Source organism: Yonghaparkia sp. Soil809 (assembly GCF_001429705.1).
Lineage (GTDB): Bacteria > Actinomycetota > Actinomycetes > Actinomycetales > Microbacteriaceae > Microcella.
Genome location: NZ_LMSV01000001.1, coordinates 511,024 through 531,223, shown reverse-complemented (window position 1 = coordinate 531,223; position 20,200 = coordinate 511,024). Strand labels below are relative to the sequence as shown.

Genomic DNA, 20,200 nt, shown 5'->3' with positions numbered 1-20,200 from the left:
GGGGGCCGAGAGATCGGCCCCCTCGCTGCGTCTGCGGCTGTCCCCGGCTGTCCCCCGCCCTGCGTAGGCTGGCCTCATGCGCACTTCGATCCTCGGCCGCACCGGTGCGACCGTCTCCTCCATCGGCCTCGGAACCTGGCAGCTCGGCGCCGACTGGGGCGACGTCAGCGAGTCGGATGCCCGGGCCGTCCTCGACGCCGCCGTCGAATCCGGCGTCACCGTCTTCGACACCGCCGACGTGTACGGCGACGGGCGCAGCGAGCAGCTCATCGGCCGCTACCTGCACGATCGCCCCGAGCTCGACGTCTTCGTCGCGACCAAGATGGGCCGCCGTCTGCCGCAGGAGCCCGAGAACTACTCCGCCGAGAACTTCGACGCCTGGACGCGCCGCAGCCTCGACAACCTCGGCGTCGACACCCTCGACCTCGTCCAGCTGCACTGCCCGCCGACCGCCGTGTACGGCATCGACCGCGTCTTCGACGACCTCGACGCCCTCGTCGAGCAGGGGCGGATGCGCCACTACGGCGTGAGCGTCGAGCGCGTCGACGAGGCCCTCGCCGCGATCGCGCGCCCGAACGTCGCGAGCGTGCAGATCATCGTCAACGCCTTCCGGCTCAAGCCGCTCGACGAAGTCCTGCCCGCCGCGCAGGCCGCCGGCGTCGGCATCATCGCGCGCGTCCCGCTCGCCTCGGGCCTGCTGAGCGGCCGGTACACGCGCGACACGACCTTCGCCGCCGACGACCACCGCACCTACAACCGCCAGGGCGAGGCCTTCGACGTCGGCGAGACCTTCTCGGGCGTCGACTACGCGACGGGCGTCGAGGCCGCGCAGCGGTTCTCCGCGCTCGCCGCCGAGCACGACCTCGCGCCCGCGACGGCCGCGCTCGCCTGGCTCGCGCAGCTGCCGGGCGTCTCGACCGTCATCCCCGGAGCCCGCAGCCCCGAGCAGGCGCGCGCGAACGCCGCCGCCGGCGAGGTCGCCGACCTGCCGCCGAGCTTCCACGAGAGCGTCGTCGCGCTCTACGACGAGTACTTCCGCGCGACCATCCACGAGCGCTGGTGACGGCGGCGGCCGGGCGGGCCGCGGGCGAGGAGAGCGGCGGAGGGCGACCGGCACGGTCGGGCCTCGGCCGCACCTTCGGCACGGTCTTCACCGCGAACCTCGCGTCGAGCCTCGGCGACGGCATCGCCCGCACCGTCTCGCCGCTCCTGGCGGCGCGGCTCACCGACGACGCACTGCTGATCGCCGGGATCGCGGCGGTCGCGATGCTCCCGTGGCTGTTCTTCGCGCTGCCGGCGGGCATCCTCGTCGATCGGATGGATCGTCGACGCGCCCTCGCCCTCGCGGCCGGAGTGCGCACGGCCCTCGCGGTCGGGCTCGTGGTGCTCGTCGCGACGGACGCGCTCACGATCTGGTGGCTGTACCTCGTGATCTTCGTCTACGGCGCGTGCGAGACCCTCTACGACGGGGCGATCCGCGCTGTCGTGCCGAGCATCGTGCCGAAGGCGAAGCTGCCGCGTGCGAACGCCCGCATCGAGGGCGCCGAGCTCGTCGTGCAGAACTTCGCAGCGGCCCCGCTCACCTCGGTGCTCTTCGCCGTCGCCGTGCTCATCCCCGTCGGCGGGCTCGTCGCGGCGTTCGGGCTCGCCGCCCTCCTCGCCGCCTTCCTGCCCGCGGTCGCGTCGGGCAGGCAGTTCCACGCGCCCGCCGGCCAGGCGGCCGTCCCGTTCCGCCGGCAGCTGGCCGACGGCTGGCGGTTCATCATCGGCAACCGGATGCTCCGCACCCTGTGGTTCTTCTCCATCGGCACGGCCATCCTGTTCTCGGCGGCCTCGGCCACGCTCGTGCTGTTCGTCCTCGACACGCTCGCCGTGCCGGAGGCGGCGTTCGGCGGGTTCCTTCTCGCGGGCGCGATCGGCGGTCTGCTCGGCTCGGTCGTCGCCTCGCGCCTGCAGGCGCGCTTCGGCCTGGGCCGCGTCATGGCGGCCATGAACCTGCTGTGCGGCGTCACGACGCTCCTCATCGGCGTGTGGCCGCAGCCGATCTGGGTGGTCGTGATGTTCGCGATCGGCTCGGGCGCGGTCACGATCTGGAACATCCTGATGATGTCGTTCCGGCAGGCGATCATCCCCGGTCGCCTCCTCGGCCGCGTGCACGGAACCTGGCGCACCCTCCTGTGGGGCTCGATGCCGCTCGGCTCGCTGCTCGGCGGCGGGCTCGCACTGCTCGGCCTGGCCGTGCCGTGGATCGTCGGCGGCGCCGCCCTCACCGTCCTCGCCCTCGTCTTCTACCGCTTCCTCACGACGCTGCCCGACCCCGAGACGATCGACAACGGCGACGAGCCGCCCGCCGAGACCGGGGCGATCGGCACGCTCCCGCCGGGCGAGCCGCCGGGCGTGCCCGCGGTCGACTGACCCGCGGCGCGACCGTCTGCGAGCATGAGCCCATGCCGTTCACGCTGACCCGCCACCCGTTCCCGCCGCGCCGGCGGCAGGTGCGCCTCGCTGCGCGCACCGACCTCGTGCCGCGGGCCGCCGACGGCGCCGGGTTCATCCGCATCCGCCTGCAGAGCGGGGTGCCGCTCGACGGTTTCACGTCTCCGGGAGCGGGCGACCATCTGCGGGTGTTCGTGCCCGAGGCCCCCGAGTGGGCGAGCGTCGCGGTCGACGATGCCGGGCATCCGACCGCGCCGTCGCGCACCGAGACGATCGTCGCGTTCGACGCCGAGGCCGGCTGGGTCGACCTCGACATCCTCGTGCACGCCGCCGACGAGACGGGCGACGCGGGGCTCATCGGCCCGTGGGCCGCCCGCGCACCGCTCGGCTCGCCCGCGATGCTCGCCGACCCGAAGGGCTCGGTCGTCCTCGGCGGCGCCCCGGTCGCGTTCGTCCTCGCGGGCGACGACTCCGCGATCCCCGCCCTCCGCCGCTATCTCGGGATGTTCGGCGCCGGCACCCCCGGCCTCGTGCTGCTCGAGACCGCGTTCGACCCCGCGGCCCTCGGAGTCGCGGTCGGCCCGGGCGTCGAGCTGCGCGTGCTTGCCCCCGACCCCGCGCGCCCGAGCGCTGCACTCGCGGCTGAGCTCGCCGCGCTCGCGGGGGAGCCGCCGCCCGCAGCCTCCCCCGACGTCTTCATCTTCGCGTGCGGCGAGCAGTCGCTGCTGGCCCCGGCGCGGGCGCTCCTCGCGGCCTGGGGCATCGATGTCGAGCACGCGGTCGCGAAGGGCTACTGGAAGCGGCGCGCGGACTGAGGCGCGCGGCGCCGCGGCCGGCAGGCGGGTCCTGCTCAGTCCAGGTCGTCCGGGTGCCGCCCCGTGCGCGCGCCGGTCTCGAGCGTCGCGATCTCGGCCATCTCCTCGACCGTCAGCTCCCATCCGAACAGGGCGGAGTTCTCCTCCACGCGTCGCAGCGACGTCGACTTCGGGATCACTACGAGCCCCTGCTGAACGTGCCAGCGCAGCGCGACCTGCGCGGCTGAGCGGCCGTGCCGCTCGCCGATGGCCGACAGCACCGCGAGATCGCGCGAGCCCTCGGCGAGCATCTGACCGCGCGCGAGGGGGCTCCAGCTCTCCGTCACGATGCCGAACGCCGCGTTCGCCTGCCGCACCGCCGTCTGCGGAAGATGCGGGTGCAGCTCGACCTGGTTGACCACCGGCACGACCCCGGTCTCGTCGACGAGGCGCTGCACGTGGTGCGGCTCGAAGTTGCTCACCCCGATGGAGCGCACGCGGCCCTCGTCGCGCAGCGCGATCATGGCGCGCCACGCGTCGACGTAGCGGTCCTGCGTCGGCGCGGGCCAGTGGATGAGGTAGAGGTCGAGAGTCTCGAGCCCCAGCAGCGCCATGCTCGCGTCGAACGCGCGGCGCGTCTCGTCGAGCCCGTGCGCGTCGTTCCAGACCTTCGTCGTGACGAACACCTCCTCGCGCGGAAGTCCGCTGGCACGGATGCCCTCGCCGACGCCGCGCTCGTTCAGGTACAGCGCCGCGGTGTCGACGTGCCGGTACCCCCGGCGCAGCGCGCCGGCGACGAGGTCGGCCGTCTGCGGCTCGGGCACCTTGTAGACGCCGAGCCCGAGCTGCGGGATGGCGGCGCCGTCGTGGAGGCGGATGGTCGGGCCGATCGCGGGGAGGATGCTGTCGGTCATCGCTCCAGTATCGTCGCCGACCCTGGATCTCCGCGTCGGCAGTGCGCGCGGTGGGAGTCGGCTGGACGCGCGGAATGGACGCGCGGTCCATGCGGTTGCATGGAGACATGACCCGCATCATGATCATCGTCGGCAGTGTCCGCCCCGGCCGAGTCGGCCTCTCCGTCGCGGAGTGGGTCCGCGATCGCGTCCAGGAGACCGTCCAACGCGACGGGCACGGGGGAGGGGACGCGGCATCCATCGACCTGGTCGATCTCGCCGAGCTGAACCTGCCGTTCCTCGACGAGCCGCACCATCCGGTGAAGAAGCAGTACACGAAGCCGCATACCGTCGCGTGGAGCGAGCGGGTCTCGGCCGCCGACGCGATCGTGCTCGTGTCCCCGGAGTACAACCACTCGTACAGCCCGGCGCTGAAGAACGCGATCGACTTCCTCTTCACCGAGTGGGCGCACAAGCCCGTCGCGGTCGTCAGCTACGGCGGCGCCTCGGCCGGCACGCGCGGCGTCGCGGCTCTCGATCCGGTGCTCTCGACGGTGGGGCTCGTGAAGATCGCCGCGAACCCGGAGATCAACTTCATCGGCTCGAAGATGGTCGACGGCGTCTTCCAGGGCGACGACAAGCTCGCCGGCACGGTCGCCGCGATGACGACGCAGCTGATCGAGACCGCCGAGGCGCTGACGCCGCTGCGTTGAGCCGCCTGCTCAGCCGCCCTGCCTGCTCAGCTGACGGGAAGGCGCACGGGCTCGGTGTCGGGCAGCGGGCTCGCGTCGCGCCCCCGCAGGTCGGGGTGGGCGCGCCGGAAGACGATCGCGATGAGCATGCCCGCGAACGCGAACGCGGCGCCCGCGGCGAATCCGCCGCTCGCGCCGAACCCGTCGATGAGGAAGCCCGCGGCGGCCGAGCCGAGCGCGGCGCCGATGAGCTGGCCGGTGCCGACCCACCCGTAGGCCTCGGCGGTGTCGCTGAACCGCACGCTCGCCGAGACGATCGCGAACATGACCGCGAGCGCGGGGGCGATGCCGGCGCCGGCGATGAGCAGCGTGATCGCGAGCCCCCAGAAGTCGAGGAAGAACATCGCCGCGGCGCCGCCGACGAACACGAGGGCCATGCGCCGCGCGAGCGCCCATGGGCCGATGGGCACCTGGCCGAAGCCGAGGCCGCCGGCGAGCGAGCCGATCGCCCAGATGGCGAGGATGACGCCCGCCTCGACACCCTCCTTGCCGAAGTTCGCGACGACCGCGGCCTCGATCGCGGCGCACGAGGCGACGAGAAGGAAGCCGACGACCGTGGCGAGCAGCACGGGCGGGCGCGCGAGGACCGCGCCGAACGAGCGCTTCGACCGGGGGATCCGCACGCGGCCGAGCTCGGGGGAGGCGAGGAACCAGACGCCGCCTCCGAGGAGGAACGCGCCCGCGAGGGCGATCGCGGCGACGGTCGAGACCTGGGTCGCGACGAAGGTCGTCATGACGGGGCCGGCGATCCAGATGATCTCCTGGGCGGAGGCGTCGATCGCGAAGAGCGGGGTGAGCTGGCGCGAGTTCACCATCTTCGGGTAGATCGTGCGCACGGCCGGCTGGATCGGCGGGTAGGCGAGGCCGCCCACGAGCCCGACGAGCATGTAGCCCCAGAGCTCCATCGGCACGAAGGCGACCGCGGCCATGCTGGACGCGCACACCGCGATGGTCAGGGCGATCACGGGGCGCATGCCCCACACGCCCATCCAGCGGCTCGTCAGCGGGCCGGCGACGGCCTGCCCGACGCTCGTCGCGGCGAGCACGAGCCCCGCGGCGCCGTACGAGCCGAAGATGCCCTCGACGTGGATCAGGTACGCGAGCGAGAGCATCCCGCTGGGGAACCGCGCGGTGAGCTGCGCCGCGATGATGCGGGCGACCCCCCGGGTTCTCAACAGGTCGCCGTATCCGCTCACGAGAGCCCAGCCTAGGGGAGCCCGACGACACTGTCGGAGGGCCGGGGGAGGCGCGAGGATCCGCCGGTCTGCGTCCATCCGCCGGGGTGTCGGCGGTTACCCCCAGACTGTGGATAAGGCAGCGGACTTATGCACAGCTGTGGACGACACGCCCACTACATGTGGGGTGTGCGCATTGTCAGTGCCCCGATATATAGTGGCGGAACCGCCGGACCGGAGCATCGCTCGGTGGCCCCCGATCGGGGGTCGGAGCCCTCGCCGACAGGCGAGAACCACGCCGATTCGGGCGAGAGAGAACCGCAGAGCCGCGCCGCTGGCGCGAAGAGGAGAAGAGCCACGTGAGCAGCATCACGGTCGTCAAGCGCGACGGGACCCGCGAGCCCTACGACGCCAACAAGATCAACCTGGCGATCGAGAGCGCCGCCGAGGGCCTCGACCCCAGCATCACGTGGGTCACCCAGATCGCGAGCGAGCTCGAGCTCACGCTCTTCGACGGCATCACGACGCAGCAGCTCGACGAGGCCGTCATCCAGGTCGCCCTGCAGAACATCAAGGACGACCCGGCGTTCGACATCGTCGCCGCGCGACTCCTCCTCAAGACCATCTACAAGCGCGTGCTCGGCGACTACTCCTCCGCCGACGAGCTGCGCCGCCTGCACCGGGAGCACTTCGCCGCCTACGTCCGCCGCGGCGTCGACGAGGTCCTCCTCGACTCGCGCTTCACCGAGCTCTTCGACCTCGAGAAGCTCGCCGCGGCCCTCGAGCCCGCGAACGACGAGCTGCTGAAGTACATCGGCGTCGTCACGCTCAACAACCGCTACGGCATCAAGGCCCGCAACGGCGAGCCGCTCGAGGTCCCGCAGTACTTCTGGATGCGCGTCGCCATGGGCCTGTCGCTCAACGAGGCCGACCCGACGAGCCACGCCATCGCCTTCTACTCGAAGATGTCGACGCTCGAGTACCTCGCCGCCGGCTCGACCCTCGTCAACGCCGGCACGAGCTACCCGCAGCTGTCGAACTGCTTCGTCATGGAGATGCAGGACGACATCGAGCACATCGCCAAGAGCGTGCGCGACGTCATGTGGCTCACGAAGGGCACCGGCGGTATCGGCCTCTCGGTCACGAAGCTCCGCGCCCAGGGCTCGCCCATCCGCTCCAACAACACGACCTCGACCGGGCCGATCCCCTTCATGCACACGATCGACTCGGTGCTGCGCGCGGTCAGCCGCGGCGGCANCCTCCGCCAGAACTCCGGCGACCCTTACCGCCGCACCCGCACGGCCAACACCGCCGTCTGGATCAGCGACGAGTTCATGAAGCGCGTGCAGAACGACGAGGACTGGTACCTCTTCGACCCGCTCGAGGTCAGCGACCTCAACGAGCTCTACGGCAAGGCCTTCTCCGCCCGGTACGCCGAGTACGTGGCGATGGCCGAGCGCGGCGAGCTGAAGATGTTCAAGAAGCTCGGGGCGCGCGAGCAGTTCAAGCAGATCCTCATCTCGCTGCAGTCCACGAGCCACCCGTGGCTCACGTGGAAGGACACGATCAACAACCGGGCGATCAACAACAACACCGGCACGATCCACCTCTCCAACCTCTGCACCGAGATCTGCCTCCCGCAGGACCGCGACAACATCTCCGTCTGCAATCTCGCCTCGATCAACCTCTCGCGTCACGTCGAGAACGGCGTCGTCGACTTCGCGAAGATCGCTGAGAGCGCCCGCCTCGCCGTCCGCCAGCTCGACAACCTCATCGACATCACCGTCTCGAGCGTCGACGAGGCCGACTTCGCCAACCAGCAGAACCGCGCGATCGGCCTCGGCGTCATGGGGTTCACCGACGTCGTCGAGAAGCTCGGATTCTCGTACGACTCGGAGGAGGCCTTCGACCTCATCGACGAGATCATGGAGCACGTCTCGTACGCCGCGATCGACGAGTCGACCGAGCTCGCGAAGGAGCGCGGCTCGTACGCGAACTTCGAGGGCTCGCGCTGGTCGCAGGGCCTCGTGCCCCTCGACACGATCGACCTCACCGAGGCCGACCGCGGACTCGAGGTGCAGGTCAACCGCACGAGCCGTCTCGATTGGGACGCGCTGCGGGCGAAGGTCAGGGGCGGGATGCGCAACGCGACCCTCATGGCCATCGCGCCCACGGCATCCATCGGCCTCGTCGCCGGCACGACGCCGGGCCTCGACCCCCAGTTCTCGCAGATCTTCAGCCGCTCGACGAGCTCGGGCAAGTTCCTCGAGGTGAACCGCAACCTCGTGGCGACGCTGCAGGAGCACGGCCTGTGGGAGCGCGTCCGCGAGGACATCCTCCGCAGCCAGGGCGACATCCAGGGCATCGCGCTCATCCCCGACGAGATCAAGGCGACGTACAAGACGAGCTTCCAGCTCTCGCCGTACGCCTTCCTCGAGGTCGCGGCGCGCGCCCAGAAGTGGATCGACCAGGCCATCAGCCGCAACATGTACCTCGAGACGCGCGACGTCGACGAGATGGTCGACATCTACTCGGCCGCGTGGAAGAAGGGCGTGAAGACGACCTACTACCTGCACATGAAGCCGCGCCACACCGCTGAGCAGTCGACGGTCAAGGTCAACAAGGCCGAGACGATCAACGCCGGCGGCGGCGCGCCCAAGAAGGGCTTCGGCGCGGCCGGCGGCTCCGCTGCGCCGGCGGCCGAGCCCGCCGCGGCGGCCCCCGCGCGCAAGGGCTTCGGCTTCGGCGGCGTCGCGAAGGGCGGCGAGTGATGGACCCCCGCGACTCCACCGTCGACACCGTCGGCGGCTACTACGTCCCGACCGATCCGATGGACGACCTGCACTGCGAGAGCTGCCAGTAGGCGCAGCGCTCGCACGACCGCTCCACCCATCCACCCCACACTTCCCCTCCTCCCGAACAGAAAGAACGACAGATCATGGGAATTCTCGGCACCGGCATCCAAGAGGGCCTGCTGCTCAAGCCCGTCACGTACAAGTGGGCGATGGATCTCTACGACCAGGCCGTCGCCAACACCTGGTTCCCCAACGAGGTGCAGCTCGGCGAGGACATCGCCGACTTCAAGAAGATGACGGACGAGGAGCGCCACGCGATCACGTTCCTCATGAGCTACTTCAACCCGAACGAGCTGCTCGTCAACAAGGCGCTCGCGTTCGGCGTCTACCCCTACGTCAAGGCTCCCGAGGCGCACCTCTACCTCGCGAAGCAGATGTGGGAGGAGGCCAACCACTGCATGAGCTTCGAGTACGTGCTCGAGACCTTCCCGATCGACCGCGCCGCGGCCTACGACAGCCACATCGACGTGCCGTCGATGGCGCGCAAGGAGGAGTTCGAGGTCAAGTTCATCCGCCGCATGACGGAGGACACGCTCGACATCACGACGACCGAGGGCAAGCAGGACTTCATCCGCAACCTCGTCGCGTACAACGTGATCCTCGAGGGCATCTGGTTCTACTCGGGCTTCATGGTCGCCCTGTCGTTCCGCCAGCGGAACCTGCTGCGCAACTTCGGCTCGCTCGTCGACTGGATCGTGCGCGACGAGAGCCTGCACCTGAAGTTCGGCATCAACCTCATCCTCACGGTGCTGGAGGAGAACCCCGACCTGCAGACGCCGGAGTTCGCCGCCGAGATCAAGCAGATGATCCTCGACGCCGTCGAGATGGAGTCGGCGTACAACCACGACCTGCTTCCCAACGGCATCCTCGGCCTCAACGCCAACTACATCAACCAGTACGTCAAGTACCTGGCCGACCGCCGCCTCGAGGAGCTCGGCTTCGAGCCCGAGTACAACGTGTCGAACCCGGCGAAGTGGATGGCGACGGCGAACGACACCCTGCAGCTCGTCAACTTCTTCGAGTCGACGAACACGTCGTACGAGGTCAACGCGAAGACCTCGGCCTAGCTGTTCCCGACGTGCGGCCCGTGCTCCCGGCAGACCTCCTCTTCATCGGAGGGGTCGTCTACCGGGGCGCGGGCCGCTCCGTCGTTCCCGAGCCCCTCGAGGTCGCGGTGCTCGACGGCTGCATCGCGGCGGTCGACGCCGACCTGAGCGCCTGGCGCGGGCTGGCGACCGACGTGGTCGATCTGGCGGGCGGGATGCTCCACGCCGGGTTCGTCGACGCCCACATCCACCCCATCCAGGGCGGCCTCGAGCGGCTCGCGTGCGACCTGAGCGAGGGCTCGACGCGCGAGGAGTACCTCGAGCTCATCGCCGCCTACGCGCAGCTCAACCCGCCGAGGGGATGCGACGCCTCCCGCTCCTGGATCACCGGGGGCGGCTGGGCGATGAGCGCCTTCCCCGGCGGCACACCGACCGCCGCCGAGCTCGACGCGGTCGAGCCGATCCGGCCGGTGCTCCTCTACAACCGCGATCACCACGGCGCGTGGGCCAACTCGGCGGCGCTCGCTCTCGCGGGCATCACCGCCGAGACGCCCGACCCGGCCGACGGGCGCATCGAGCGGCTGCCCGACGGATCGCCCTCGGGGACCCTGCACGAGGGTGCGGCGAAGCTCGTCGCCGACCTCGCGCCGTCGCCGAGCCCGGACGACGTGCACGCGGCGCTGCTGGAGGCGCAGCGGTACGCGCTCAGCGTCGGCATCACCGGCTGGCAGGATGCGATCGTCGGCGACTACTTCGGCTCGGCCGACACCGCGCAGGTGTATCGGCGTGCGCTCGCCGACGGCCGACTGCTCGTCGACGTCACCGGCGCGCTCTGGTGGGACCGCGATCGCGGCGTCGAGCAGGTGCCCGAGCTCGTCGCCCGTCGCGATGCGCTCGCCGCCGACCTCGGCCCGCACGCGCGCTTCCGCCTCCCCGCGGTGAAGATCATGGCCGACGGCGTCGTCGAGAACGGCACCGCCTCGATGCTCGAGCCGTATCTCGGACCGCTCGGCGAGACCGAGCACCCGCGCGGCATCGCGTTCGTGGGCGGACGGGACCTGATCGACGCGATCGTCGCCCTCGACGCCGCCGGGTTCAGCGCGCACGTGCACGTCATCGGCGACCGCGCCGCGCGCGACGCTCTCGACGGCTTCGAGGCGGCGCGCACCGCGAACGGCTGGGCCGAGCGCGATCCGGCGGATGCCCGGCGCCACCACCTCGCCCACCTCCAGTTCGTCCACCCCGACGACGTCGCCCGCTTCGCCGCGCTCGGCGTGACCGCCAACATGCAGGCCCTCTGGGCCTGCTACGAGCCGCAGATGCGCGAGCTCACCGTCCCGTTCGTGGGGGAGGCGCGCGCCGCGACGCAGTACCCCTTCGCGAGCATCCTGCGCTCGTCGGGAGCCGGGGGCGGGATGCATTCCGACACCGGCATGGATGCTCGCCCGGTGCTGTGCGCCGGCTCCGACTGGCCCGTCTCGACCCCGGACCCGTGGCAGGCGATCCACGTCGCGGTGAACCGGCGCCTGCCGGAGGACGACCCCGAGTTCGACCCCGAGCCGCTGCTGCCGCACGAGGCGCTGACGCTCGCCGAGGCTCTCGACGCGTACACCGCGGGCTCGGCGTGGATCACCGGGCGCGGGCCGGGCGACGCCGAGGTCGCGGGCGTCATCGCGGTGGGCGCGATCGCGGACCTCGCCGCGACGGACCGCGACCCGTTCGCGGGGGAGGCGACGGGTATCCACGCCGCCCGTACCGTCGGCACGTGGATCGCGGGCCGCCGCGTCTTCGGCTGAGCGCCGGGTTCTGCCGCTCCGTAATCGGTCATCCCGTAACCGGGGGCTCAAGTCAATCCTGCGCTCCCGGCGTTGGCGTGGCGTCCTCCGTGCCCTCCGGAGTGCAGTACTGTCATCGCAAGCTCGGATGCCCCTCTAATTCGAATCGCTTTCATCGCGATCCGGCGGGGCGCGACGGTCGACCACTGCGTGCTGCTTCCTCCCCCGGATCGATCGGACCTGCCCATGGGCTTCCTCACTGCACGTGCACCCCGTCGCGAGACTCCCATCGGCGCGCGACGACCTCGCGTCGCGACGCAGGCCGTCTCATCGGTCGCGGTAGTCGCTCTCGGGCTCGGTGCGGCCCTCGCGGTCGTTCCCGCGATCGGCGCGAGCGCGGCGGTGCCCGCCGACTGCCGGCTCGATCTCTCGACCGGAGCGCCGGTCGCCGTCTGCGACTTCACGACCAGCGCGAGCTTCACGGTGCCGTCGGGGGTGACGCAGCTCACCGTCGTCGCGAGCGGCGCGGCCGGCGCGATGAACTGGATCATGCCCGGCGGCGCAGGGGCCACCGTCACCGCCCTCGTGCCCGTCATCGAGGGCGAGCAGCTCACCGTCACGGTCGGGGCCAATGGCGGCGCGCCCGGTGGCGGCGGCGCGTCCGACGTGCGGACCGGCGTCGACTTGACGACCGCGCTCGTCGTGGGCGCGGGCGGCGGCGCCGGGGGCTACGCCGGTGCCGGAGGGCTCGGCGGGGCGGCCGGGGTGCCGGACGGCTCGGCGCCGTGCGCGCCGGGTGCTGCCGGAACGAACGCCTCGACGAACCCGACGCGAGGCGGCAGCGGCACGGGCGGCGGCGGCGCGACCTGCAGCGCCGGCGGCGCGGCCGGAGTGTCGAACGCCGGTGCAGGCCTGCTCGGCATCGGCGGTGCGGGCGGCGTCGGCGGTAACGGCGGAGGCGGCGGCGGGGCGGGCTACTACGGCGGTGGCGGTGGCGGCGCATGGACGGGCAGCAGTGCGAGCAACGGCGGCGGTGGCGGTGGAGGCTCGAGCTATCTCGCCGACGGCGTGACATTCGTGAGCGGCGCCGCGAACGCGTCCACGACCGCATCCGTCAGCATCAGCTACGCGGTGTCGATCGCCAGCATCGCGATCAGCCCCGCCACGAGCGTCGTCACGTTCCCCGCGGCCGCCACCTTCGCCGTCGAGGGTTTCGATCGCGATGGCGACTCGCTCGGGGACCTGACCGCGATCGCGAGCTTCTCGATCACGAGTGCTGGCGGCTGCACGGGCTCCAAGTGCGGCGGGCCGGTGGGGGTGCACACGGTCACCGCGACGGTCGGCGACCTCACGGCGCAGGCTGCGCTCACCGTCGACCCGGCCGAGGTCACGCCTCCGGTTGATCCGGTTGATCCGGTTGATCCGGTTGATCCGGTTGATCCCGTCGACCCGGTGGACCCGGTGGACCCGGTGGACCCGGTCGAGCCGGTCGACCCGGTCGACCCTGTTGATCCTGTTGACCCCGTCGAGCCCGTGGAGCCCGTCGACCCGTCGGTTCCGATGGAACCCGAATCGCCCACTCCTGATCCGCCCACCGCGGTGGACACGTCGGCGACCAGTATCGAGCCCGGCGGCACGATCACCGTGAACGCGTCCGGCTTCCTCCCGGGCGAGCGGCTCCAGGTCTGGCTCAATTCGACTCCCGTGCTGCTTTCGACCGGCGTCGCCGAATTGGACGGGACCTTCGCGACCACAGTGAGGATCCCGGCGGGGACGGAGGCCGGTGCGCACCGCATCGAGGTGCGCGGCGCCGCCTCGGGCTCGGTCTTCACGGGGGTGACAATCCTGCCCGCGCTGGCCGCGACCGGCTCGGCCGGCGTCGACCCGCTCATCCGCACGGCGCTGCTCGTGCTGACGCTCGGGGCTCTGCTCCTCACGGCGCGACGCCGCGAGCTTCTCTCGCAGCCTTGACGGGGCGCCCCCTCACCGGGTGATTCAATCGAGCCATGAAGCCTCCCGCCGACCGCATCACGCTGCAGTTCTTCGCCGAGCCGATGGACTCGGCCGTCGGCGGGAAGACGGTCGCCGCGGGCAGCGTGCTGGAGTGGATCGACAAGGCCGGCTACGCCTGCGCCGTCGGATGGAGCGCGTCATACTGCGTGACCGCCTACGTCGGCAACGTGCACTTCACCCGCTCGATCGCCCCGGGCGACCTCGTGCAGGCGCACGCCCGCATCGTGCACACCGGTCGCACCAGCATGCAGGTGCTCGTCGTCATCGAGTCGGCGAGCCCGCGCACGCGCGAGTTCTCGATCGCGACGCACTGCATCCTCGTCTTCGTCGCGGTGGACGCGAACGGCTCGACGACGACCGTGCCGGAGTGGCGACCGCGCACGGACGAGGATCGTGAGCTGAGGGCGAGCGCCGAGCAGCGGATCCTCGTGCGACGGGAGATCCGCGAGGCGATGCTCGCTCAGGTCTACTCGGACGCGGGGACAGCGCCGCGAACGGTGTTCCGCTTCCTGTCCGCGCCGTCGGTCGCGAACTGGGGCGGGAAGGCGCACGGCGGCACGGTGATGCGCTGGATCGACGAGGCCGCCTTCGCGTGCGCGGCCGGCTGGTCGAGCGAGCACGCCGTCGCCGTGTACTCCGGCGGCATCCAGTTCGCCAGCCCCATCGGCATCGGCGACCTCGTCGAGGTCGAGGCGCGACTGATCCACACGGGGCGGCGATCGATGCACATCGCCGTGCACGTGCGGGCGGGGAGCCCGACGCGCCCGCACGAGCTCGCTCTCACCACGACGTGCATGACGGTGTTCGTCGACCGTGGCGAAAGCGGGCGGGCGGTTCCGATCGCGTCATTGGCGCTGGAATCCGAGGAGGACGGTCGACTCGATCGCCACGCGCTCGACCTGGTCGAGCTGCGGAAGAAGCCGGCGCCGATCCCTCCGAGTGCACTCGCGCCGGTGCTCGCGGGCCGGTAGGCGCCGAGGCTAAAGGGCAGTGAATCGTCCGCCGTGGGGGGCCGCGTAGCCGAGCGGTACCCCGTCGAGGGCCAGTACGAAATCGCCATCCTTGGCCACAGGCTTGCTCGGGAGCCGGGCGGCGACATCGGGGAGCGCCCGGACCCCTTCGAGGCTCACGCGTCGCGCGTCACGTCGTGAGATGACGGATTCCGCGGCCGCCCGCGCCGACTCATCGAGGTACGCGAACACTGCGCTGTGCATGATCACCACTGTCGAGTCAGACGGGGCTCTCGCGACGAGGCGGGAAGCTCGGTCACGAGGTCGCCGTGAAAGATGGCTGGCGGGTCTTCGCGAAGCACGTCGACCGCGCGACGGAATCGATCCCGTCTCGCGGCGTGCTCCGGCCAGATCAGCGTCTCCATCCAGGAGCGCTCGTCAGCGTCTGAGAGATCGACCGGATTCAGATCAAGGCCCGCACGCCAGACAATGTCCGGCATCCGCGCAGGGGCCTCTGTGCCTTCGACGGCACACTCGATCACCAGCGAACCGTCATCGGCAGGTCCGAGCGTGCGTGTCGTCCGTCCGTGGGTGAATCGATAGCCGTAGCGATCCGGAATCAGGCGCCACCCGGGTTCGGCTGCCGGTTCCCGTCAGGCCGAGCGCGAATCAGCGGAAGCCGAGAGTCCGACTCTGAGACGGCCACAGCCCACGCCTCGTAGATGTCACTGGAACCGCGGGCTTCGATCTCCGCCCAGCGGCGATACCCCTCGGCGATTCGATTCACGGCGCAGACCGTAGCAGCGCTACCCGCCGAGCGCCTTGCGGATGCGCTGCACCGAGATCGGCCCGTGCGCGCCGAGCGGCTGCGCGAAGAGCGAGATGCGGAGCTCCTCGAGCATCCACCGGGCGGTCACGAGGTCGGGTCGCGCGTCGGCAGGGAGCGGCAGCGAGCCGCCCGCGCGGGTGAAGAGCGTCGTCGCCTCCTGCTGCTCGGTCATGCGCTGGCGGTCGCGGCCGACGTCGTCGGCGAGGCGCTCCACGCGGTGGGTGATGCCGCGCACGTAGACGGCGAGGCGCGGCAGGCGATCGAGGCCCGTGCGTGAGAGGAAGCCGTCGAACACGAGGTGGTTCAGGTGCTCGCGCGCGTCGGCGAGCGGCGCCATGAGCGACATCGACGAGGCGCGCCCGATCGCGACGTCGGCCTCGCGTGCCGCGGCGAGCACGGAGACGCACGTCGCCACGATCCGGAACAGGCGGTCGGGGAGTCCGGCATTGACGCGATCGCGGAGGGCCTCGAAGGACGCGCGATCCCAGGGGATGCCGCCCGCCGCATCCATCTCGGCCTCGACGACGGCGCGCAGCGCGTCGTCGATGAGCGCCGCGGTCGACCGGTACGGTGAGGCGGCGAGGGTGAGCTTCTCGGGCGTCGTGAGGTGCTCCTGCACGTACGACAGCGGAGAGGGCACGCCGAGCTGCACGAGTCTGCGGACGCCGCCGCGGTGGGCGCGCTCCTGGTCGGCGGCGGTCGCGAAGAGCTTCAGGGCGACGCTCGAGCCCTCGTCGACGAGGGCGGGGTAGGCGCGGATGGTCGTCTCGCCGCGCCGCGAGTCGAGCGCGCGCGGGAGGGTGCCGGCGGGCGCGCCCGAGCCGGCGCCGATCGAGTCGTCCCACGCCGTGATGCCGCCGCGCTCGATCGGACTGCGTGTCGCGGCGGTTGCGACGCGGGCGACCGAGTCGCGCGTGCGCTCCTTGAGCTTGGCCTGCAGAGCGGTGAGGTCGGTGCCGCGCGCGAGGCGCGACCCGCGCTCGTCGACGACCGCATAGCCCATGCGCAGGTGGGCGGGCAGGCGCTCGAGGTCGAAGTCGTCGGGCTCGACGGGCGTGAACGTCTGCCGCCGGATCTCACGCGCGAGGAACTCCGTGATCGACAGCTCGCGCAGATCGGCGCCCTCGGGAACCGCGGCGAGCAGCTTCGCGGCCCAGTCGGCGGCGGGCACGACGCTGCGGCGGATCGCCTTCGGCAGCGTCTTGAGCAGCGCCGTCACGAGCTCGAGGCGCAGCCCGGGCACGAGCCAGTCGAAGCCCGCGGTGTCGAGACGGGGCAGCAGCGGCAGCGGCACGGTGACGGTCACTCCGTCGTCGGCGGTGCCGGGCTCGAAGCGGTATCCGACGCTCAGGGTCTGGTCGCCGAGCGTGAGCCTGGTCGGGTAGGCATCGTCGTCGACCGAGATCTCGTCGGCCTCGACGAGATCGTCGCGCGTGAGGGTCAGCAGATCGGGATGCTCGTGCCGGGCATCCCGCCACCACTTCTCGAAGCGGCGCACGTCCGTGACGTCCGCGGGGATGCGCGCGTCGAAGAAGTCGACGATGCGCTCGTCGTCGAGCAGGATGTCGCGGCGGCGCGTGCGCTCCTCGAGCTGCTCGAGCTCGCGGCGGGTGCGCTGATTGTCGCGGAGGAACGCGGTGAGGCGCTTGTCGATGCGCGAGACATCCCAGTCGCCCTCGACGAGCGCGTGCCGGATGAACAGCTCGCGCGCCTGAGCGGGGTCGATGCGGGCGAGCTGCGCGCGGCGGCGCGGCACGATCGGCACGCCGAAGAGCGTGACCTTCTCGTCGACGACCGCGGCGCCCTGCCGCTTCTCCCACCGCGGCGCGCTGTACTGGCGCTTGGCGAGGTCGCCGGCGATCGGCTCGGCCCACGCGGGGTCGATCGATGCGACCGTGCGGGCGAAGAGGCGGCTCGTCTCGACGAGCTCGGCGGCCATGATCGCGGTCGGCTGCTTCTTCGCGAGCCCCGACCCGGGGAACAGGACGAAGCGCCGCTGGCGGGCCCCGAGGTAGTCGCGCTTCTCGGCGTCGCGGATCCCGAGATGGCTGAGCAGGCCCGCGAGCAGCGAGCGGTGGATGGCGTCGCCGTCGGCGCCGCTCTCGGCCGGGCGGCGCGCCTCCTCCTTGGTGAGCAGCCTCAGCTGCTGCCCCTGGCGAGAGAGCTGCCGGTAGACGTCCTGCCACTCTCTGATTCGGAGGTAGTTGAGGAACTCGGCCCGCACCTCCTTGCGGAACTGGTTGCCGCTGAGCTCGGCCTGGCGCTCCTGCAGGTGGTTCCAGAGGTTGAGGAGGCTGATGAAGTCGCTGCTGGGGTCGCGGAAGCGGTTGTGCAGCTGGTCGGCGCGCTCGCGCTTCTCGACGGGCCGCTCGCGCGGATCCTGGATCGACAGCCCGGCGACGATCGCCATGACCTCGCGCACGACGCCGTGCTTCTTCGCCTCGAGCACCATGCGGCCGTAGCGGGGGTCGAGCGGCAGCTGGGCGAGGTCGCGGCCGAGCTGAGTGATCCGGTTCTGGCCGTTCGCGGGCACGATCGCGCCGAGCTCGAGCAGCAGGTCGAGGCCGTCCTTGATGCCGCGCTTGTCGGGCGGCTGCAGGAACGGGAAGCGCTCGACGTCGCCGAGCCCGAGCGAGATCATCTGCAGGATGACTGCCGCGAGGTTCGTGCGCAGGATCTCGGGGTCGGTGTACTCGGGTCGCTTGGCGTAGTCGAGCTCGGAGTAGAGGCGGATGGCGATGCCGTCGCTCGTGCGGCCTGAGCGGCCCGAGCGCTGGTTGGCGCTCGCCTGCGAGATCGGCTCGATCGGCAGCCGCTGCACCTTCGCGCGCGCGGAGTACCGGCTGATGCGGGCCGTTCCGGTGTCGACGACGTAGCGGATGCCCGGCACCGTGAGGCTCGTCTCGGCGACGTTGGTCGCCAGAACGATTCGGCGGCGGATGCCCGCGGGCGCCCGCTCGAACACCCGGTGCTGCTCGGCCGCGCTGAGCCGACCGTAGAGCGGCAGGACCTCGGTGCCTGCGCCGCGCGGAGCTTGGCGGGCCAGGTGGCCGCGCAGGGCATCCGTCGCGTCACGGATCTCGTTCTCGCCGCTGAAGAACACGAGCACGTCGCCGTCGCCGCTGCCTTCGCGCGCGAGCTCGTCGACCGCGGCGATGACGCCGTCGATCATGTCGATGGCCTCGCCGGGGGTCGACGGGCCGTCGGCCTCGTCATCGTCGGGGTCGGGGTCGGTCAGACTGTCGGTGTCGACGCCGTCCGGGACGAGCGGGCGATACCGCACCTCGACCGGGAACGTGCGCCCGCTGACCTCGATGATGGGGGCGGGCGTGCCGTCGGCGGCGGCGAAGTGGGCGGCGAAGCTCTCGGGGTCGATCGTCGCGGAGGTGATGATGACTTTGAGCTCGGGGCGGCGGGGGAGGAGCTGCTTGAGGTAGCCGAGCAGGAAGTCGATGGTGAGACTGCGCTCGTGGGCCTCGTCGATGATGATCGCGTCGTAGTTCCTGAGCTCGCGGTCTCCGCGGAGGGCGGCGAGCAGGATGCCGTCGGTCATGAGGGTGACGCGCGTGGTCTTGCCGACCTGGTCGGTGAAGCGCACCTTGTAGCCGACGAGCCCGCCGAGCTCGGTGCCGAGCTCTTCGGCGACGCGCTCGGCGATCGTGCGGGCGGCGATGCGGCGCGGCTGCGTGTGGGCGATGCGCTCCCGGCCGAGCTCGAGCAGGATCTTCGGCAGCTGCGTCGTCTTGCCCGACCCGGTCTCGCCTGCGACGATGACGACCTGGTTCGCGGCGATCGCTGCGGCGATGTCGTCGCGTCGCTGACTGACCGGCAGGTCCTCGGGGTAGGTGATGCGCAGGGGGGCGGCGCTCGCCGGAGAGGTGGCGGCGCGGTCCGCGGTCGCCGACGGCGCCGACGAGTCGGCCGGCGTGGTCTCGGGCTGCGCGGTCATGAGCCCTCCAGTCTAGATTCCCGCACCTGCGGCCTCGCCCGCCCGCTCAGCCCGCTCAGCCCGCTCAGCCCGCTCAGCCCGCCCCTCCCGCCCCGCCCGCCCAGCCCGCCCCGCTCGCCGGCCCGCCGGACCGCCGGCCGAGCCGGCCCGCGGCCACGCCGACCGACTGCGGTTTCTGTTTCGCCAGTGTGCCTGTCGCGGCACGTGCCGCGCTTGGCCGTAGTCGTCCACAACCGGGAGGGGCCCGGCGCACTCGACTGATCCGACGCAGGCGCCCCGCGGCATGTGCCGCGGCGGGCACACTCGCGAAATGGAAACTCTCTTCCTGCTGGCGCACCCGCTGCGGTGGCGCCTCATCGAGATCCTCGCGAGCGGCGAGCACAGCGCCGGGCAGCTCGCCGACGCGGTGCAGTCGATGCGGGGCGTCGGACGCGAGGCGGTCTCCAAGCACCTCGGCCGCCTCCGCCGAGCGGGCCTCGTCGAGATCCGCATCGACATGAACAACCGCATCTACCGGCTCAGCCCTCGCGTCATCGGGGCCCTCGACGGTCTCGTCGCCCACCTGATCCAGTTACGAGCGGCGACCGAGTACGACGACCTCGACCTGGACGGCGGCGACCGCGACATCGGCTGGGAGCCGCCGCCGACGTTCGACACCGAGGAAGACGTCGCGCGCTGCTGGTGTATACGACGGGGCCTCTATCTGCAGAATCGCTAGCGCCCGATGCCCTCA

Annotated in this window: 15 protein-coding genes and 1 pseudogene; 12 read left to right on the top strand and 4 right to left on the bottom strand. The window is 71.4% G+C overall.

Translation table 11 applies throughout. From position 1 onward, the window contains the following. The first annotated feature begins 76 nt into the window (after positions 1-76). The 3 genes from ASG83_RS02535 to ASG83_RS02525 are packed head-to-tail and all read left to right on the top strand — an operon-like array spanning position 77 to position 3,251. The gene (locus ASG83_RS02535; protein WP_055856766.1) at positions 77-1,063 is read left to right on the top strand and encodes an aldo/keto reductase; all 987 of its coding nucleotides are present in this window, start codon (positions 77-79) and stop codon (positions 1,061-1,063) included. Next, positions 1,060-2,415, top strand: coding sequence for an MFS transporter (locus tag ASG83_RS02530; RefSeq protein WP_055856763.1), 1,356 nt, complete (start codon positions 1,060-1,062; stop codon positions 2,413-2,415). The genes ASG83_RS02535 and ASG83_RS02530 overlap by 4 nt, the downstream gene beginning before the upstream one ends. A 32-nt stretch (positions 2,416-2,447) precedes the next feature. Further along, entirely contained in the window at positions 2,448-3,251 is an 804-nt protein-coding gene (locus ASG83_RS02525; RefSeq protein WP_055856760.1) for a siderophore-interacting protein, read from the top strand. A 35-nt stretch (positions 3,252-3,286) separates the two neighbouring features. Here the strand turns inward: ASG83_RS02525 and ASG83_RS02520 are convergent, their stop codons facing one another. Next, positions 3,287-4,144 (bottom strand): aldo/keto reductase, encoded by an 858-nt coding sequence (locus ASG83_RS02520; RefSeq protein WP_055856757.1) that lies wholly within the window; start codon positions 4,142-4,144, stop codon positions 3,287-3,289. Positions 4,145-4,251: 107 nt separating this feature from the next. Here ASG83_RS02520 and ASG83_RS02515 point away from each other — a divergent pair, with 107 nt between their 5' ends. Then, entirely contained in the window at positions 4,252-4,836 is a 585-nt protein-coding gene (locus ASG83_RS02515; RefSeq protein WP_055856754.1) for an NADPH-dependent FMN reductase, read from the top strand. Between the two features lie 26 nt (positions 4,837-4,862). On the opposite strand, the gene ASG83_RS02510 is transcribed toward ASG83_RS02515, so the two are convergent. Then, positions 4,863-6,071 (bottom strand): MFS transporter, encoded by a 1,209-nt coding sequence (locus tag ASG83_RS02510; RefSeq protein ID WP_055856750.1) that lies wholly within the window; start codon positions 6,069-6,071, stop codon positions 4,863-4,865. 338 nt (positions 6,072-6,409) lie between these two features. Here ASG83_RS02510 and ASG83_RS13040 point away from each other — a divergent pair. The 7 genes and pseudogenes from ASG83_RS13040 to ASG83_RS02480 all read left to right on the top strand — a co-directional run. Next, positions 6,410-7,307, top strand: a pseudogene (locus ASG83_RS13040) (ribonucleotide reductase N-terminal alpha domain-containing protein); the annotation flags it as partial. A 1-nt stretch (position 7,308) separates the two neighbouring features. Beyond that, the coding region (locus ASG83_RS13035; RefSeq protein ID WP_235459996.1) for a ribonucleoside-diphosphate reductase subunit alpha at positions 7,309-8,821 on the top strand (1,513 nt) is incomplete at its 5' end. Then, a complete protein-coding gene (locus ASG83_RS02500) occupies positions 8,821-8,913 on the top strand; it encodes a hypothetical protein (protein WP_055856743.1) in 93 nt (30 codons plus the stop codon). The genes ASG83_RS13035 and ASG83_RS02500, both read left to right, overlap by 1 nt. 75 nt (positions 8,914-8,988) lie before the next feature. Then, positions 8,989-9,972 carry a ribonucleotide-diphosphate reductase subunit beta gene (locus ASG83_RS02495; protein ID WP_055856740.1) on the top strand — a complete coding sequence of 328 codons (984 nt, stop codon included), beginning with the start codon at positions 8,989-8,991 and terminating at the stop codon, positions 9,970-9,972. 20 nt (positions 9,973-9,992) lie between these two features. Beyond that, positions 9,993-11,747: an amidohydrolase gene (locus tag ASG83_RS02490; RefSeq protein ID WP_200959253.1), complete on the top strand. Its 1,755-nt coding sequence runs from the start codon at positions 9,993-9,995 to the stop codon at positions 11,745-11,747. Positions 11,748-11,972: 225 nt separating this feature from the next. After that, on the top strand, positions 11,973-13,697 hold the full coding sequence (locus ASG83_RS13310) for a hypothetical protein (RefSeq protein ID WP_055856734.1): 1,725 nt from the start codon (positions 11,973-11,975) through the stop codon (positions 13,695-13,697). Positions 13,698-13,732: 35 nt separating this feature from the next. Next, complete coding sequence (locus ASG83_RS02480) at positions 13,733-14,710, top strand: acyl-CoA thioesterase (RefSeq protein WP_055856731.1); 978 nt, start codon at positions 13,733-13,735, stop codon at positions 14,708-14,710. A 245-nt stretch (positions 14,711-14,955) separates the two neighbouring features. Here ASG83_RS02480 and ASG83_RS13380 read toward each other — a convergent pair whose 3' ends face one another. Both ASG83_RS13380 and hrpA read right to left on the bottom strand, forming a co-directional pair. Next, positions 14,956-15,309 carry a DUF2332 family protein gene (locus ASG83_RS13380; RefSeq protein WP_369813382.1) on the bottom strand — a complete coding sequence of 118 codons (354 nt, stop codon included), beginning with the start codon at positions 15,307-15,309 and terminating at the stop codon, positions 14,956-14,958. Positions 15,310-15,495: 186 nt separating this feature from the next. Beyond that, a complete protein-coding gene (gene hrpA / locus ASG83_RS02470) occupies positions 15,496-19,467 on the bottom strand; it encodes an ATP-dependent RNA helicase HrpA (protein WP_082599026.1) in 3,972 nt (1,323 codons plus the stop codon). 310 nt (positions 19,468-19,777) lie between these two features. On the opposite strand from hrpA, the gene ASG83_RS02465 reads away from it, so the two are divergent. Next, positions 19,778-20,185, top strand: a complete 408-nt coding sequence (locus tag ASG83_RS02465) for a helix-turn-helix transcriptional regulator (RefSeq protein ID WP_055856725.1) — start codon at positions 19,778-19,780, stop codon at positions 20,183-20,185. The last annotated feature ends 15 nt before the right edge of the window (positions 20,186-20,200 follow it).